The organism is Pseudomonas sp. SG20052 (assembly GCF_031766055.1).
Classification (GTDB): domain Bacteria; phylum Pseudomonadota; class Gammaproteobacteria; order Pseudomonadales; family Pseudomonadaceae; genus Aquipseudomonas; species Aquipseudomonas mandelii.
Window position 1 is genome coordinate 6,576,999 of sequence record NZ_CP134498.1, and the last position, 17,245, is coordinate 6,594,243.

Consider the following 17,245-nt stretch of genomic DNA (forward strand, 5'->3'; position numbering starts at 1 on the left):
CTGGAATAACCCGACATGTTGCCTGAAGTCACCCAATTCGAAGACACCGTCACGCTCGTCAGTGACACCGGTATCCAGTTCATGGATTTCGCCCTGCGCCTGGATCCTCGCAAGGAGCCGGCGGGCGAGTTCGCGCCGATGATCAGCGGGCTGATCTGCCGGCTGATGTACAACGAAGAGAAAGACTTCTACTTCTATGAGCCCGAACCGGAAAAGGTCGAGAAGGCCAAGCCGGCGTTCAGCGTCGACATGAAAAGCAGCCTCGAGCTGCTGGACGGTGTCTGGCTGCCGACGCCGTTTTTCCGTTTCATGCCGCCGCACCGCTTCGACGAAGGCCCGACCAACTGGTCGCGGATGCGCCTGGTGAAACTGGCCACGCCAGACATCGACGGCAACACCCATCGCCTGACGATGGCGTTCGACAGCCGCGTCATGCCCAAGCGTGACGGCACCGCCTACCTGGCGCCGAACGAAGAAGACATCAGCTCCGGCGTGTCCTTCAAACTGGCGACCAAGGCCAGCGAAACCCGTTGGTTCCTGGCCCAGCCATGGGTCAACGAATGGCTGCTCGAAGTGTTCAACGAAGGCAATGCCCATCGTTCCCGCGAAGAGCTGGACATCGACATCCGCGCCAACCATCACCTGGCGCACTACCTCAACCTGCTGAGCCTGTTGAGCACGCCGTCTGCGGCAGCGCAGTCGACCGCCAGGCCGAAGGTGGAAATCCCTGAGCTGAAAGTGGTGGCCAACGACAGCAATGGCCTGGTCAAACCGATTCCGGTGGACCTGGTGCTGGACGTCGGCAACTCACGCACCTGCGGCATCCTGATCGAGAACCACGGTCAGGCCGGCTCCGGGCTGAAGCAGAATTACGTGCTGGAACTGCGCGACCTGATCACCCCCGAACACACCTACAACCTGCCGTTTGAAAGCCGTGTGGAGTTTGCCCAGGCGTATTTCGGCAAGGACCACTGCTCGGTCAAGAGCGGCCGTCACGATGCGTTCCAGTGGGCGACGATCGCCCGGGTCGGCAACGAGGCCAGCCGTCTGGCCAGCCGCCGTCGCGGCACCGAAGGCTCGACGGGCCTGTCCAGCCCGAAACGTTACCTGTGGGATGAAAACGCCTACGGCCACGGCTGGCGTTTCAACTGCTCGTACATCAAGACCGACAACGAGCCCTACGCCACCGCCGCGCCGTTCTCGCACCTGATCAACGAAACCGGCGAGGCGCTTTACAGCCTCGAAGAAGACGATCGTCTGCCGGTGTTCATGCCGCGTTACTCGCGCAGCTCGCTGATGACCTTCATGCTCGCCGAGGTGCTGGCCCAGGCGCTGTCGCAGATCAACAGCCCGGCCCAGCGCTCGCGCCAGGGTCACACCCGCGTACCGCGCCAGCTCAACAGCATCACCCTGACCGTGCCGCCGGGCATGCCCCAGGCCGAGCGCAGCATCCTCAACGAACGCATGCAGCAGGCCATCGGCCTGGTGTGGAAAAGCCTTGGCTGGCACGCCGGCGAGGAAGATCCGCATCAGGATCAGGCCGTCAGCCCGCGCACGCCGATCCCGAGCATCCGCGTGGAATGGGACGAAGCCTCCTGCGGCCAGTTGGTGTACCTGTACACCGAGGTCAACGAGAACTTCGCCGGTCACCCGGAAGAGTTTTTCGACACCATCGCCCGGCCAGACAAGACCGACCGCGAACGCATCACCCTGGCGACCATCGACATCGGCGGTGGCACCACCGACCTGGTCATCACCGACTATCGCCTCGACCGCGCCGGCAACACCGGCAGCGGCAGCAACGTGCACATCGTGCCCGAGCAGCGTTTTCGCGATGGCTTCAAAGTGGCCGGCGACGACATCCTGCTGGACGTGATTCAGGACTTCATCCTGCCGAGCTTCGAGAAAGCCTTGCAGAACGCGGGCGTGAAAGCCCCGGATTCGCTGATGTCGCGGCTGTGCGGCGACGAATCGGTCAGCGCCCAGGACATGATTCTGCGCCAGCAACTGAACCTGCAGGTGTTCGCACCGCTGGGCCTTGCGTTGCTTAAGGCCTACGAGCATTACGACCCGCAAGTCCCGCAGGAAGTCAGCCCGCAAAGCTACCGCCAGTTGCTGGGCGACAACGCGATCAGCCAGACCGTCCTTGACTACGTTAACGCCGCCGTGCGCCGCGATGTCGGGGGTCAGAGCGGTTTCGACCTGTACGAATCGCAGATCGGCTTCGACCTGCAAAAGCTCCACGCCGCGTTCCTCAACGATCAGATCAACATCACCAAGATCCTCGGCGCACTCTGTGAAGTGGTCGCCCACTATCCGTGCGATGTGCTGCTGCTGACTGGCCGCCCTTCGCGTCTGCCAGGCATCCAGGCGTTCATTCGCAAGGTTCTGCCGCTGCCACCCGGGCGCATTCTGGCGCTGCAAAACTATCGCACCGGCGGCTGGTACCCGTTCCACAAGAACGGCCGCATTGACGACCCGAAAAGCACCGCTTCGGTGGGCGCGATGTTGTGCCTGTTGTGCGCCAACCACAGCGTGCCGAACTTCTACTTCCGCTCTTCGGCGCTCAAACCGTATTCGACGGTCAAGCACATCGGCGTCATCGACCTGAACAACGTGATCAAGGATGCCGACGTGCTGTACCGCGACATCCAGTCCGAAGACTACAAAATCAAGTTGCCGGAAATCGGCACGGGCGATGACGCCGATACGCCGCAGCTGGAAATGCGCGGCGACCTGCGTCTCGGTTTCCGCCAGTTGGCCGCTGATCGCTGGGCGGCTTCGCCGCTGTACACCCTGCGGTTCACCAAGGCCGGCCGGGAAAAGTTCTCCCGGGCGATTGGAGAAAACGGCAGCGCACCGCTGCTCAAGGTGCGCTTCGAGGTCAAGGCGGCCGACAAGTACACGCGCAAGCAGGATCTGGTCAGCGATCGCCTTTCGGTTCGCGACATCGAATCCAACAGTAACAACGTCAACTTCAACCCGCGCAGCGACCTCGAGCTGGAACTCAACACCATGCTCGACGCCGGCCTGAGCGAGACCAAGTACTGGCTCGACAGTGGAAGTGTGAAACGCAAATGAATGACCTGACCCCCGAACAAACTCAGCTTTCAGCCCGTTGGGCCGCTGTTTATGAAGGTGCCGGTCAGGCGCTGGAATGGATTGGCCAGACACGCGGCAACGCGCCACGGCTGGACAGCGAAGCCGACAACCTGAACATCCGCCTGCACCGCGCCCGCAACCTGGCTCACAGCCTCGGCCGCGTGGCCTGCACGCCGATGACCATTGGCTTTTTCGGCTTGTCCCAGGCCGGCAAGTCCTACCTGATTTCGGCCCTCGCGGCCGGTCAGAACGGCAAACTGGAAACCGATTTCGGTGGCCAGCGCCTGGACTTCATCAAGCACATCAACCCGGTGGGTGGCGGCAAGGAAGCCACCGGCCTGGTGACGCGCTTCAGCCGCCGCGCCACGCCGAGCCAGGATCCGCAGTTCCCGGTCGAACTGACGCTGTTCAAGGAAATCGAGCTGGCGAAGATTCTCGCCAACTCGTGGTTCAAGGACTTCGACCTTGAGCGGATCTCCTACGAGATCGACGAAGCGCGCATCCAGCGCGTGCTGAAGCCGTTTGAAGGGCGCGAGACCGGGCCGCTGCAACCGGGCGTCAGCGCTGACGATCTGGTGTCGCTGTGGGATTATCTGCGCGATAACTTCCGCAACTCGGTGAAGAAGCTTGAGCACCTGTATTGGCCCACGGCGTTGCAACTGGCGCCACGCCTGAATTTCCAGGAGCGTGCCGAGCTGTTTTCCATCCTTTGGGGTGAGCAAAGCGAGCTGACGCGCGTGTACCAGCAATTGGCCGGCGCGCTGCACAAGCTGGGCCTGCCCGAGACCGTCTTCGCGCCATTGAAGGCTTTGGTAAGTTTCGAAAACGACACCTATAGTCAGCGCGACAGCATCATGAACGTCGACATCCTCGAGCGCTTCGGCAGCCCGCGGGACTTGCCGATCGACGTGCGGCCCCGGGTCGACGGACGCCTGCAAAACAGCCAGGGCATCCCGGTCGCGCAACTGGCTGCACTGACCGCCGAGATGACTTTCGGGTTGATCGAAGCCCCGGCGGACGACATCGTCAACCAGGTCGACTTGCTGGATTTCCCCGGTTATCGCGGGCGCAAGAAGCTGCACGAGATAGCCGACTCCAACGACCCGGAATCCGCCACCAAGGACAACTCCGTCTCGCAGCTGATTCTGCGCGGCAAGGTCGCTTACCTGTTCGAACGCTACACCGACAACCAGGAAATGAACGCGCTGGTGGTCTGCACCGGCTCGACCAAACAGAGCGACGTCAACGACGTCGGCCCGGTGCTGACGCGCTGGATCGAAAAGACTCAAGGCGCCGACGCGGCCGCCCGCAGTAAACGCGACACCGGTCTGATCTGGGCCCTGACCATGCTCGACCTGCGCATCACCAACTCCCTGAGCCTGACGCCTGATCAGTACGACGAGAGTTGGAACGGCATGGTCAAGCTGACCATGCTCGAACGCTTCGGCAGCCTGAGCTGGATGAACGACTGGGCCGGCACGCCGTTCCAGAACACCTTCCTGGTGCGTAAACCGCGCATGGATGCCGCATTCATCGTGCAAGACGCCAGCGGCGCCGAAACCGGCCTCAACCCCAGCTACCTGGAGCGCGTCGACGCCCTGGGCACAAGCTTTGCCGGCAACGAACTGGTGTGCAAACACATCAACAATCCCGCCAACGCCTGGAAAGAAATGCTGCGCAACGATGACGGTGGCATCAGCCATTTCAGCGGCAGTTTCAAGGGCGTGGCCAACATTGAATTCAAACTGCAGCGCATCCGCGAGCAGCTCAGCGAATGCCTCGAAGGCCTGACCACTCACGGCCTGAGCACCTGGTATCACGCCGACGGTGACGGCGCCGCAGCCGCCAAAAAAGCCCAGGCGCAGATGATACTGACGGGCCTGGGCCGTCGTCCGGCCGTGCTCGGCGAGTTCATCGATGAACTCGACATGCCCAGCGAGTCGGTGCGCGACCTGTACCTCAGCGGTGTGTACGAAACCGATGACGCGCCCGCCGCCAGCGATGAGCCGGCCACGCCGACACCGAGCCAGAGCCTATACGGCAACGACGCCGGGTTCGATTTTGATTTCGGCGACGACCTGAGTCACGACACACCGGCCGCCAGTAAATCCAACACCCCGACGCCGGAACTGCAAAGCAACGAACACCGCTTCGCCAAAGCCGCGTTCAAGGCCTGGATTGCACACCTGCGCGAACTGACCACCCGGCAAAGCCTGCTCACCCTGCTAGGACTGGAAAAGGCGTTGATCGAAGCGGTGGTCGACGAATTGATCACGGCCGGTTACCGCCAGGACTTGCCCGGCCAACTGAGCCGTGCAGTGCTCAAGCGTGCACAAAGCGGCGCACGGCGCGATCAGCTGGTCGAACGCCAGGTGCTGGAAGTGCAACGCGTGCTGCGCGACTTCGTGTCCTGGTTCGGCTACCTGCAAAAACCGGTCAACGAGCGCCCGAACAGCCGTGCCGGCGCCAAGGCGCCCTTGTTCTCGTTCTATACCGACATCGGTCCGGGACAAGTGCCGGTGTTGCCGCCGCAACCGGCTAACCAGGCGCAGCGGTATCTGGGTGACTGGCTCTCGGGCCTGGCCTACATCACGCAGGACAACGCCGGCCATGGTGCCGGTCGCGAAATCACCCCTGAACAGAATGAACGGCTGGGCCATGTGCTCACAGCCTTCACAGCGAGATAAGCAATGCCAATTCGTGTCGACCTGCTCGCCTTAGAACCCAACGTGCCTGGCCAGGCGTGCCTCACTGTGAAGAAATGGCAGGGTGGCGAAGAACAGCTGGAGTTCTCCATTCAGCGTAACCAGGACGGGTTCTACCTCCAGGATCAGAAAGCCTGGAGCAGCAATCCGTTCTGGTTCAAGGTCTCGCGCTTCAGCGTTGCGACCAGTGGTGAAGCCCTTGAAGCCCAGGTCGGCCCGGAAGTAGTCGACCCGCTGCTCGAAGGCGGCACCAACTCGCAATTCATGATCGAGCTGCGCGAACAGAGCCAGGGGCACACCGACAAAGGCGTGGTCCGTCCAGGCGTCGGGTTGCTGCCGTCCACGGCCGGTGGCCAGACGCGTTCGACTTACGGTGGTGCAGACTTGAGCGCACCTGCTGCACCGGAACCCGAAATTCCAGAGCTGCCGGAATTGGTCCTGAACACCGCCGAGCCAGAAATCGAACTGGAATCGGTGCCAAACGAACCTGCTTACACACCGCCTCCACCCCCGGTAAAGAAAAGCAAAAAAGGCCTCATCGGCCTCGCGCTCGTCGTGCTGTTGCTGGTGGCCGCAGCGGCCGGGTTCTGGTTCTACAAACGTACTCCGGTCCCCGCCCCGGCCATCGCTGCCGCCGTACCAGCCGGTGCCGATGCGCAAGCCTGCACCCTCGACAGCATGAACAGCCTGCCCGAGCTGACCTTCGTCCAGACCTGCATCAAGGCCGCGCCCGACAGTGCCAAGTTGCTGGAGATCATCAACGAAGCCAAGGCCGGCAAACACTGCGGTGTTGCCCAGCGTCTGTACGCTAACCGTGCCCAGGCCGGTGACGCGCTGATCGCCAATGCCTATGCCCGCGAGTACGACCCTAAATACCTGAAAGCCAGCGAGTGCTTCCCAGCCGCGGACAACGCCACCGCCGCCTACTGGTATGAAACGATCCTGACCCAGGACCCGAACAACGCCGAAGCCAAACAGCGTTTCGAGGAGTTGCAGAAGTGATGCGTTCTCCCCTGAGTCGTTTCCTGCTGAGCGGCGCCGCGCTGTTGGCACTGTGCATCAGCCCGTTGTCCCAGGCCGAAGACAAACCGCTGATCCAGGCCGGTAAAAAGACCTTGTTCCAGCGCGTACTGACCACCCCGGGCTGCAAACTCAGCCCGACGGCAGGCGGCGCGGCAGGCGATGCGCAACCAGTCTTCAGCCGCTTCTACGTTTATGAGCGTGCTCAAGCGGCCAACGCCGAGTGGCTCAAAGTCGGCCCCGACAGTTACGGCAAAACCATTGGCTGGTTGCCCGCCAGCTGCACCACCGACTGGAAAATGCAGCTGACACTGGCGTTCACCAACCCGGCCAACCGCGACCGGCTGCTGTTCTTCAAGGACCGCGCCATTGTCGAGGGCATCCTTGATGCACCGGACCCGGTGAGCAAAGTCGCCCCGCTGCGGGCCACGCTGAAAAAGGGCAAGCAAGCACCGGGCGTGCTCGCCGAAGAACCTGAATATTTCGTCGATCTGCAAAAGCAGTTCTACCTGCTACCGGTCCTCAGCGGCGAAGAAGTGATGACCGAGGGCGGTTTCCGCACGCGGCTGCTGAACGTCGCATCGGTCAGCAAGCCCGATGACCAGAACACCAAGGGTGGTGCGGCCAACAGCGCGGCCGGTGGCAAGGAAGCCGAGGACAAGGCGGCCAACCAACTGAAGGAATTCACTGCAGCGGTAGTGTTTGTCATCGACTCGACGATCTCGATGGACCCGTACATCGACCGCACCCGCGAGGCGATCCGCAAGGTCTATCAGCAGATCGAATCGCAGAACCTCGGCAAGCAGGTCAAGTTCGGCCTGGTGGCGTTCCGCTCCAACACCCAGGCGGTGCCAGGCCTGGAATACACCACCAAAATGTATGCCGACCCGACTCAGGTGAAGGACAGTTCCGACTTCCTCGCCAAGGTCGCCGACCTCAAACAAGCCAAAGTATCGAGCAGCAGTTTCGACGAAGACGCCTTTGCCGGTGTCATGGAGAGCATCGACAAGGTCGACTGGAGCCAGTTCGGTGCGCGCTACGTGGTGTTGATCACCGACGCGGGCGCCATCGAAGGCGACGACAAGCTGTCGAAAACCGGTTTGAGCGCCTCGCAGGTTCGCCTCGAAGCCGCCAACCCGGGCGTGGCGATTTACACCCTGCACCTGAAAACCCCGGCCGGAATCAAGGACCACGCCAAGGCCGAGGCGCAGTATCAGAATCTGTCGACCTACCCGGGCACCAACACCTCGCTGTATTACCCGGTGAACGCGGGCGACATTCAGGAGTTCGGGCGCAAGGTGGATTCGCTGGCCACCGCGATCACCTCGCAAGTGAAAGCCGCCTACATGGGCGAAGACGCCATCGGCAGCGCGGTGAACGCCAAGCAGGACCCGGCCGAGAAGAAAATGCTCGAAGACGCGGCGCTGATCGGCCACGCCATGCAACTTGCCTATCTGGGCGAGAAGACCAACAGCAAGGCACCGCCAGTGTTCAAGGCGTGGATCACTGACCGTGACCTGATCAAGCAGAACGTCCCGACCACGGATGTGCGGGTACTGCTGACCAAATCCCAGCTCAGCGACTTGAGCGACGTGATGAAGCAGATCCTCGATGCGGCCAACGAAGGCCTGATCTCGCCGACGGAAATGTTCGAGCGCCTGCGCTCGGTGGCCGCCACCATGGGCGCCGATCCCAATCAGCTCAAGCAGAACGGCAACACCAAACTGGCGGACATGGGCGTGCTCGGCGAGTACCTCGAAGACCTGCCGTATCAGAGCGAAGTACTGAACCTGGACGAAGAAACCTGGAAGAGCTGGGATGGCCTGGCGCAGGAGAAATTCATCCGCACGCTCAATACCAAACTGCGGCACTACCAGCGTTACAACGCTGACGTCGACCGTTGGGTGGCTTTAGCCAAGGACAGCGATGCACGGGACAACGTGTACCCCGTGCCACTGGAAATGATGCCTTAACGAGACGCCGATGCTCGATATCAAGAACCTGCTGGTGCGCCGAGGAGAAGGTGCGCTGGCTCATCATGTGCGCCTGCCGCACCTGCACGTCGGTGCCGGGGAAATACTCGCCATCACCGGCGAGAGCGGCAGCGGCAAAAGCACGTTGCTCGAAGCCATCGGCCTGTTGCTGGCACCGATAGAGCTCGAGCGTTTTCGGCTGGGCGCAACGCAGGATCAAGACATCGCACAATTGCTGGCCAGCGATGACCAGCCGGCCCTGGCGGCGGTGCGTTCGCGGCACTTGGGATTCATTTTGCAGAGCGGCGGTTTGCTGCCGTTTTTGAGCGTGCGCGACAACATCAGCCTGCCCCGTCGTTTGCTCGGCATGCCGGTCAAGAGCGCGCACATCGATCACGCGGTTGAGGTGCTGCGCCTGCAAGGCTTGCTGGATAAACACCCTCAAGCATTGTCGATCGGTGAACGCCAACGCGTGGCCTGCGTGCGGGCGATTGCCCATGAGCCGCTGCTGCTGTTGGCCGACGAGCCGACAGCGGCACTCGATCCGCACAGCGCCCGGCGCTTGTTTGAATTGTTGATGAGCCTGGTATCGAGCATGGGCCTGAGTGCGCTCGTTGTGTCCCATGACTGGGCCTTGCTGAAGGATTTCGGCTTGCCGCGACTCGGCGCTATCAGCCGTCAGGGAGAGACTCTGTTTGAACCGATGGACTGACCGCTTGCGCCTGCTCGCAACGCTGGCCCTGCAAGACCTCTGGCACGACCGCAAGGTGTCGTTGTGCATCGCCGCCTCGCTGGTGGCGGTGATCGCGCCGCTGTTGCTGCTGTTCGGCCTCAAGCACGGCGTGGTCAGCCAGTTGCAGGACGAACTGCTGCGCGACCCGCGCAACCTTGAAGTAAAGATGCTCAGCAACGGCAACTACGACAGCGCCTGGATCGAACGGGTGCGCCAGCGTCCCGAGACCGGATTTGCCCTCGGCCAGACCCGCTCGCTCAACACCCAGGCAGACTTGCTGATGGGCATGCAACGGTTTGTCGAAGGCGCGGAAATCATCGCCACCGAACCCGGCGACCCGCAGTTGAACCTGCCACACCTCAACCCGACCGGCGACCAAGTGATCCTCAGCGCCCGCGCCGCGCAACGCTTGCAGGCCAAGGTCGGCGACCGCGTGCAACTGCGCGTGTTGCGCCGACTGGAAGGCGTCAACGAGCGCGGCGAGATGACGCTGACTGTGCTGGCAGTGCTCGACGGCGCTCGTTTCGGCCGCGCAGCCGGGTTTGTTGCCCCTCCGTTGTTGCTGGACCTGGAGCGCTTTCGCGACGGTTATCAGGTCAGCGCATTCGGCATCGAAACCGGCAAGCCGTTGGGCGATCTGCAACCGCTGTATGCCCGCGCCCGCCTTTATGCCCGCGACATCGATCAAGTGGCGCCGCTGGAACGCTGGCTCAACGAACAACACATCGAAACTTCAAGCCGACTGGCCGACATCGACAACGTCAAAGCCATCAACCATGTGCTGGGGCTGATCTTCGGGGTTATCGCCCTCGCCGCGCTGATCGGCTGTGTAGCGTCGATGGTCGGGGCGTTCCTGGCCAACATCGACCGCAAGCGCAAAAGCCTCGCGGTGCTGCGCCTACTGGGTTTCAAACGCACGGCGGTCGCCGGTTTCGTGGTCTTGCAAGCGCTGGTGCTGAGCCTGGCCGGCTACCTCGGTGGATTGGGCTTTTACGCTGTCGGCAGCCATTTGTTCGACTACCTGCTCGGCAGCAGCCAGGCCACCGGCACTTTTGTTTGCCACATCACACTCTGGCACGGCCTCGCCGCCCTGCTCCTGACCTTTCTGGTCGCTGCACTGGTGGCCGTGATCGGCGCCGTGCGAGCGATCAACATCCAACCTGCGGAGAGTCTGCGTGAGCTATAAACGTTTTGGCTTGCTGTTGCCCCTGAGCCTCGGCTACCTGATCGACGCTTCGGCGGCGGGCTGGGAAGAGAAGTATTACAACCCGATGCCCGAGGCCAGCGACGTCGTGCTGCCGATGCCGTGCGAAGGCTCGATGGTGTTTCGCAAGGTGTTCATTCCGGTCGCCGGACCGCTTGACGACTACCCGATCAACATCGGTCAGGACGGCGCGGAATACGGCTACGTCGAACAGACCCGGCCGACCTTCATCGCCGGCAGTTTCACCGGCGCCAAGAATGACAAATCCCGCTACTACCTGATGGCCAAGTACGAGATGAGTCAGCTCCAATACGCCGCGCTGACCGAAGAAACCTGCCCCACCGCCGCCACCAAAATGCGCCTGCCGCAAGTGTCCGTGAGCTGGGTGCAAGCCGTCGAAGCGGCCGACAAATACAACCTGTGGCTGCGCAAAAACGCGGCCGGCAAATTGCCGAAAGAAGACGGCGCACTGGGCTTCCTGCGCCTGCCGACGGAAGTCGAGTGGGAGTTCGCGGCGCGCGGTGGCCTGGAAGTCGGCGCAGCGGAATTCCGCGATACGCGCTACCCGATGCCCGACGGTATCAACGCCTACGAGTGGTTCGCCGGGTCGCAATCATCCAACGGCAAACTGCAATTGTCCGGCCTGCAAAAGCCTAATCCATTGGGCTTGCACGACATGCTCGGCAACGTCGACGAGATGATGTTCGAGCCGTTCCGCCTGAACAAACTCGACCGCCAGCACGGACAGGCCGGTGGCTATGTGGTCCGTGGCGGCAACTACCTGACCGCCCAGGCCGACCTGCGCACCGGCTTGCGCAAGGAAGAGCCGTACTACAACGCCGAAGGCCAGGTGAAAAACAAAACCACCGGTATGCGACTGGTGCTGGTCTCGCCGACCCTGACGTCCCGCGAGCGTGTCGCCAGCATTGAAAGCAGCTGGAGGAAACTCGGCACCGGCAGCAAGGAAACCGAGTCGGCTGATAAAGGCACCGTTCAGTCACTGAACACCCTGGCCTCGGGCGTCGAAGACAAGGCGCTCAAGGAAAAGCTTCAGGCGCTGGAAAACCAATTGCGTGCCAGCAACCAGCAGCAGGAAGAAACCCGCGACCAGGCGATCCGCGCCAGCCTCAACCTCGGTGCGTTCCTGTGCACCAAGATGCTCGACGACGGCCAGTACGTGGACTTCTTGCAGAAGAACTACAAGCTGAACTGCGAATCCGCCGATAAAGACGCCAGTTGCGACATGCGCAAAGGCAAGCTCGACGAGCAGAAGGATCGCCTGCACAAACTCAGCCGTTACTACGCTAGCAGCCTGGTGGAATCGGCAACCTTGTATGGCCAGCCGCTGCTGGAAGCGCAGGTGCCGGTGATGGAAGAAATCATCACCCGCAACAAGCAGCTGCAAGAACTCAAACCCTATTTGCGCACCCACTGGGCCAATCAGAAGACCTTCCTGCAAAAGCAGAAGATCGACACTGATGCCTGGCTGACCAGTTGCAAAACCGTCACTCAATAACTTACTCAACAACAACAGCCAACACCGTCACCAAGGAGTTTCACCATGTCGCGCAGCCTCTGGACTCGCTTCAAGCTACAGATCGCTTTTGTCATCACTGGCAGCCTGTTGCTGACAGGTTGTGCCAACACCGGCAGCTCGATGCTCGGTGGCAGCGAGGGGGCCGACCCGCGTCTGACCCAAGGCAATGACGCAGAGTTTTTCAGCAAATCCGGTTACCAGGCCTGTGCGGTCGGCGCCGGTGTCGGCATCCTCGGTTGCGCACTGTCCAATAGCAGCAACAAGGCGGTCTGCGCCATCGCCGCCGGTATTACCGCGTGTGGCGTGGCCATGGGCGCGAACTATTACCTGGATCAACGTCGCAGCGAATACTCCGACACCACCACCCGCCTGGCGAAGATGAACAGCGACGTCGAGCAAGACACCCAGAACGTGATCGCCCGTACCGCGACCGCTCAGCAAGTCATCAATGATGACCAGGCGCAAATCGCCCAGATCAAAAAGGACATCGCCAACAAGAAAGTCGACAAGGCCAAGGCCCAAGTGCAAATCGCCGAGATCGATTCGAACATCGCGCGCCTGCGTAAAGACCTCGGCAACATGCGCACCAAGGTCACCGAGTACACCAAAGTGGCGGATGCCGAGCGTGCACAAGGCGCCGGTGCCGAGATCAAGCAGGTGGACATGAACATTTTGAAAATGAACCAGAAAGTCGCCGCCCTGCAAAAGGAAGTCGACGGTCTGTACAACCAGCGTTCCGCGATCACCCTGGGCTAAGCACATGACTCTACGACAGCTGGCGGTCCTCACCGCCGTCCTGGCCCTGAGCGGTTGCGCGACGAAGCCGGGCGAATGCGATGCGACCAATCGCGACAGCAGCATGCTGACCAAGATGAACTGCGACTACTCTGGTGGTTATAGCGACCAGGTCAAACAGAAGGAACTGGCCCTGACCGCGTCCCGCCAGGAAAACGCGATGTTCCGCCAAGTGTACGAGAACATTCAGGCCCAGCAGCTCAGCACCAAGACCGACCTGGCCAGCCAGCAGAAGTCCCAGGCAGCGCTGAACCAGTCGCTGGGCCAGTTGCTGACCTCGCTCAAGGCCCGGCATGGCAATGAAAGCCAGGTGCAGAAGCAGATTGCCGGGCTCGAGCAGCAGCTCAAGGCCTCCCAGGCAGCGCCCGTGACCAAGACCTCACCCGCGACGCTGGCTGCCAAGCAGGAACAACTGAAGGCCTTGCAGAAGAAAGTGAATCAGCTGCAATTCAGCCTCGGTTACGAAAAGTAACTTTTCACCCCGCAGGCCTGCCGATGGCGGCCTGCACCCTTTTCAGGAATCGTCGTCATGCAGCGGGTCATCAGGGATGCGCAAGCCACACCAGAGGGGATGAGTGCGCTGCAAGCCAAAGTCGCCCTCATCCAGAAACACTTTCCGCCGACCGTCGCCAGCCTCTTCGCCATCCCGCGAATGGGCAGCGGTGACGTGCTGGAATGGTGGACCGAACTGGGTGGCCAACCCACGCCCTATGCCGACCTCAACGAGGACGCGCAACGACGTTTGCTGGAAACCTATGAAGTGCGTCAGACGTCCCTTGGACAGTTGGCGGACGAACTGCAAAAACGCGGTCAGCCCACCGTAGCGGATGACCTGCGCAGCCTGCTCGGCACGCCCGAGCTGGATAAACTCTACAGCCTCAACGGCGAGCCGCTGGTGGTGCGCTGGAACCAGCGCCCGCCCAAACCGATCGTGCCGCCGGTTGTTCCAGTGGTGCCGGTAGTGCCGCCGTCGCGTCGCGGCTGGTGGATCGCGGCGGCCTTGCTGGCGCTGCTGTTGCTGCTTCTGGCGCTGTGGCTTTGGTGGTTCTTGCACCGTGAACCCGTTGTCGTGGTTCCACCTGTAGCGCCAGTGGTGACGCCGGTCGAGAAACCGGTTGAGCCTGTTCCCGAGCCTGTCGTGGAACCCGAGCCGGTTCCAGAACCGGAACCCGTGCCAGAACCTGTGCCGGTGCCGGTGCCGGAACCCAAGCCCGTCCCGCCACCAAAACCGGTCGTGGCCGCCCCGCCACCGGCCCCGACGCTGGACAACTTCGCCTGCCGCAAAAAAGCGCCCAACGCAGAGATCCCGCAATTTGTGGTGGTGCTCGACACTTCGGGTTCGATGGATTTGAACATCAAGTCTGTGAAAGCCGACGAGGACTGGTTCTTCGGCAACGAGCTCAACAAGTACCTGGATGTGAACCGCACCACGCAGATCTTCGCCAAACCGAGCCGCATGGACGTCGCCAAGGACTCGCTGGCCGGCATGATCAACGGGCTGGACCCGAAGATCGACACGCGCCTGATCACCTTCGCCGGCTGCGAAAGAACGCCGGACCAGGGCGTGTTCAAGTTCGGCGACCGTCAGCGGCTGATCAACGGGATTCGAGGCCTGGTGCCCAACGACGGCACACCGCTGGCCGACAGCCTGGCCCACGCGGCAAGCACCGTCGACGGGCGCAATAACGATGCCGTGATCGTGATGTTCGTCGACGGTGAGGACGGTTGCCAGAAAGACGTGTGCGCCGTGTCCCGCCAAATCGCCAGGGATCAACCGCGGCTGCGGGTCAACGTAGTGAAAATCGGTGCCGGCGGCCCGTCACGTTGCATCGCTGAAAACACCGGCGGCCGGGTTTACAGCAGCACCAATGCGGCGGAGCTGGGCAAGCAGTTGAAACTGGCGAGCAAGGAAGTGTCGAGCAATGCCAAGTGTGATTGATCGTCTGATCTGAACATTGAGGTGAGCCCTTCGCGGGCAAGCCTCGCTCCCACAGGTGATATGCCGTTCACACAAGAGTGGAACGCCACATGCCCCTGTAGGAGCGCGGCTTGCCCGCGAAGACTATTTCAGCGACGCCTCAACGAAACCGATCAACCTCTTGGCGCAAGTCCGCCGCCAGCTTCTCCAGCTCTTTGGCGGTCACGGCCAGGTTCGACACCACTTCGCGCTGCTCGCTGTTTGCCAGCGCAATGCTTTGCAGGTTGCTGCTGAGCAAGGTCGCGGTGCTGCTCTGCTCCTGGGTCGCGGTGGTGATCGCCGCAAATTGCTGGCCCGCCGAGCGGCTTTGCTCATCGATCCGCGCCAGGGCCGAGGCCACGTTGGCGTTGCGTGACAAACCTTCCTGCATCAGCACATTGCCTTGTTCCATGGTGCTGATCGCATTGCCGGTTTCCTGCTGGATGCTTTGAATCATCCCGGAAATTTCGTCAGTGGCCTGACGTGTACGCGAAGCCAGGTTACGCACCTCGTCGGCCACCACCGCAAAACCACGACCTTGCTCACCGGCGCGGGCCGCTTCGATGGCCGCGTTCAGCGCCAGCAGGTTGGTTTGATCGGCGATCGAGGTAATCACCCCGACGATGCCGCCGATTTCCTGGGAGCGCTGCCCCAAGGTATTGATCACGATGGCGGTGCTGTTCAACGCGCCAGCGATTTGCTCCAGCGACGAGGACGCCTCGTCCATCGAGGTACGACCGATCTGGGTTTGCTGTGCGTTTTCCTGCGCCAGACGCTGGGTGCTGCCCATGTTGTCGGCAATGTTCAGCGAGGTTGCGCTGAATTCTTCCACGGCACCGGCCATGCTGGTGATTTCGCCCGACTGCTGCTCCATCCCTTCATAGGCACCGCCGGACAGACCGGACAACGCCTGTGCACGGCTGTTGACCTCGACCGAGGCCTTGCGAATGTGCTCGACCATGGTCGACAAGGCCTGGCTCATCTGGTTGAAGGCACGGGCCAGCTGACCGATTTCGTCGTTGCTCGACACGCTCAGGCGCACGCTCAAATCACCGGCGCCCAGGGCTTCTGCCTGACGCACCAGATCACCCAGCGGCGCAAGTTTGCTGCGCAGCAGCCAGACCGCCGAGCCGACGGCGATCAACGTCGCCAGCAGACTGCCGATCGCCAGTTGAATGCCGACGCTCCAGGTCACGGCGCTGATTTCGGCTTTCGGCATGCTTGCCACCACCGACCATGGGCCGCCTTCAAACGGCACGGCCACGCTGTAGAAGTCTTCGGACTTGTCGCTCCAGAAATCACCCTTGCCCGGGGTTTCCGCCAGATCGACGATGGCCGGGACTGCTTGATCCAGCGCTTGCACACCCGCAATCGGCACCAACCACTTCTTCTGCTCATCGAGCAGCGCCAGCGAGCCGGTCTGGCCGATGCGGAAGCGTTTGAGGTTCTCAAACTGTGCGTTCTGCGCGTCGGTGTAATCGAATCCTACGAACAGCACGGCAATCACCTTACCGCTGCTGTCGCGTACAGGCGTGTACTGCGTCATGTAGGAACGGTCGAACAGCAAGGCGCGGCCGACATAACTCTGCCCCGCCATCAAGCGTGCATAGGCCGGGTGAGCGTGGTCCAGCAGGGTGCCGATGGCCCGGTTGCCGTCCTGCTTGGTCAAGGACGTGCTGACGCGGATGAAATCTTCACCGCTGCGCACAAACACCGTCGCAACGCCCGCGGTCATCTGCTTGAACTCGTCGACTTCCTTGAAGTTGTTGTTCAACACTTCGCTGCCCAGGTGCAGGCCCGGGGTCTGCGTACCCGCCACGGCCACCGGTTCGTCCGGGTGCACGCTCACGCCGGCGCTGAAGCGCTTCTCGAACAGACCGGCCAGACGCTGAGTGCTTTCACGCAACGTGCCGTGAAAGGTACTCAACTGATCGGCCAGCAACCGGGCTTCACTGGCCAGGTGCTCTTCGCGGGTGGCGAGGTTGGCGGAGTCCAGCGAACGCAGGGCGAACACGGTACTGCCAGTGATGACGATCGCCAGTATCACGGCAAGCGCAAGACCAAGCTGTGAGGCGATCCGAGCACGAGGTTGAGACATGACAGCTCCTGGCCAAGTGACCGGATCATCCTGATCACGATGCACACTCAGCAAAATTCTAATTAGAGGAATTACAGGGGACCTGCACGAAGGTCCCACCTGCAGATTTTCGGCGGCAAAC

At 61.7% G+C, this 17,245-nt stretch carries 11 protein-coding genes; 10 read left to right on the forward strand and 1 reads right to left on the reverse strand.

The window, feature by feature from the left end; genetic code table 11:
- Window positions 1-15: 15 nt before the first annotated feature.
- From RHP74_RS30295 to RHP74_RS30340, 10 genes are read left to right on the forward strand one after another with little or no spacing between them, the layout of a single operon-like run.
- Window positions 16-3,081 (forward strand): virulence factor SrfB, encoded by a 3,066-nt coding sequence (locus RHP74_RS30295; protein WP_154502197.1) that lies wholly within the window; start codon window positions 16-18, stop codon window positions 3,079-3,081.
- A complete protein-coding gene (locus tag RHP74_RS30300) occupies window positions 3,078-5,789 on the forward strand; it encodes a putative virulence factor (protein WP_102595403.1) in 2,712 nt (903 codons plus the stop codon). The genes RHP74_RS30295 and RHP74_RS30300 overlap by 4 nt, the downstream gene beginning before the upstream one ends.
- 3 nt (window positions 5,790-5,792) lie before the next feature.
- Window positions 5,793-6,809 (forward strand): hypothetical protein, encoded by a 1,017-nt coding sequence (locus RHP74_RS30305; protein ID WP_083375472.1) that lies wholly within the window; start codon window positions 5,793-5,795, stop codon window positions 6,807-6,809.
- Window positions 6,809-8,800 carry a vWA domain-containing protein gene (locus RHP74_RS30310; RefSeq protein ID WP_311096875.1) on the forward strand — a complete coding sequence of 664 codons (1,992 nt, stop codon included), beginning with the start codon at window positions 6,809-6,811 and terminating at the stop codon, window positions 8,798-8,800. The genes RHP74_RS30305 and RHP74_RS30310 overlap by 1 nt, the downstream gene beginning before the upstream one ends.
- A 10-nt stretch (window positions 8,801-8,810) precedes the next feature.
- Window positions 8,811-9,512, forward strand: coding sequence for an ABC transporter ATP-binding protein (locus RHP74_RS30315; protein ID WP_010465137.1), 702 nt, complete (start codon window positions 8,811-8,813; stop codon window positions 9,510-9,512).
- Entirely contained in the window at window positions 9,496-10,719 is a 1,224-nt protein-coding gene (locus tag RHP74_RS30320; protein WP_145306572.1) for an ABC transporter permease, read from the forward strand. Before RHP74_RS30315 ends, RHP74_RS30320 begins: the two co-directional genes overlap by 17 nt.
- On the forward strand, window positions 10,709-12,253 hold the full coding sequence (locus RHP74_RS30325) for an SUMF1/EgtB/PvdO family nonheme iron enzyme (protein ID WP_311096876.1): 1,545 nt from the start codon (window positions 10,709-10,711) through the stop codon (window positions 12,251-12,253). Before RHP74_RS30320 ends, RHP74_RS30325 begins: the two co-directional genes overlap by 11 nt.
- A 45-nt stretch (window positions 12,254-12,298) precedes the next feature.
- On the forward strand, window positions 12,299-13,030 hold the full coding sequence (locus RHP74_RS30330) for a hypothetical protein (protein WP_010465143.1): 732 nt from the start codon (window positions 12,299-12,301) through the stop codon (window positions 13,028-13,030).
- A 4-nt stretch (window positions 13,031-13,034) separates the two neighbouring features.
- Complete coding sequence (locus tag RHP74_RS30335) at window positions 13,035-13,541, forward strand: hypothetical protein (RefSeq protein ID WP_154502212.1); 507 nt, start codon at window positions 13,035-13,037, stop codon at window positions 13,539-13,541.
- A gap of 57 nt (window positions 13,542-13,598) precedes the next feature.
- Window positions 13,599-15,008 carry a VWA domain-containing protein gene (locus tag RHP74_RS30340; RefSeq protein WP_077748588.1) on the forward strand — a complete coding sequence of 470 codons (1,410 nt, stop codon included), beginning with the start codon at window positions 13,599-13,601 and terminating at the stop codon, window positions 15,006-15,008.
- A gap of 139 nt (window positions 15,009-15,147) precedes the next feature.
- On the opposite strand, the gene RHP74_RS30345 is transcribed toward RHP74_RS30340, so the two are convergent.
- Window positions 15,148-17,124 (reverse strand): methyl-accepting chemotaxis protein, encoded by a 1,977-nt coding sequence (locus RHP74_RS30345; RefSeq protein ID WP_311096877.1) that lies wholly within the window; start codon window positions 17,122-17,124, stop codon window positions 15,148-15,150.
- Window positions 17,125-17,245: the final 121 nt, after the last annotated feature.

What these genes read in the sequence shown, in the direction of transcription:
- RHP74_RS30295 (WP_154502197.1), top strand. Translation starts at nt 16, where the DNA reads ATGTTGCCTGAAGTCACCCAATTCGAAGACACCGTCACGCTCGTCAGT.
- RHP74_RS30300 (WP_102595403.1), top strand. Translation starts at nt 3,078, where the DNA reads ATGAATGACCTGACCCCCGAACAAACTCAGCTTTCAGCCCGTTGGGCC.
- RHP74_RS30305 (WP_083375472.1), top strand. Translation starts at nt 5,793, where the DNA reads ATGCCAATTCGTGTCGACCTGCTCGCCTTAGAACCCAACGTGCCTGGC.
- RHP74_RS30310 (WP_311096875.1), top strand. Translation starts at nt 6,809, where the DNA reads ATGCGTTCTCCCCTGAGTCGTTTCCTGCTGAGCGGCGCCGCGCTGTTG.
- RHP74_RS30315 (WP_010465137.1), top strand. Translation starts at nt 8,811, where the DNA reads ATGCTCGATATCAAGAACCTGCTGGTGCGCCGAGGAGAAGGTGCGCTG.
- RHP74_RS30330 (WP_010465143.1), top strand. Translation starts at nt 12,299, where the DNA reads ATGTCGCGCAGCCTCTGGACTCGCTTCAAGCTACAGATCGCTTTTGTC.
- RHP74_RS30335 (WP_154502212.1), top strand. Translation starts at nt 13,035, where the DNA reads ATGACTCTACGACAGCTGGCGGTCCTCACCGCCGTCCTGGCCCTGAGC.
- RHP74_RS30340 (WP_077748588.1), top strand. Translation starts at nt 13,599, where the DNA reads ATGCAGCGGGTCATCAGGGATGCGCAAGCCACACCAGAGGGGATGAGT.
- RHP74_RS30345 (WP_311096877.1), bottom strand. Translation starts at nt 17,124, where the DNA reads ATGTCTCAACCTCGTGCTCGGATCGCCTCACAGCTTGGTCTTGCGCTT.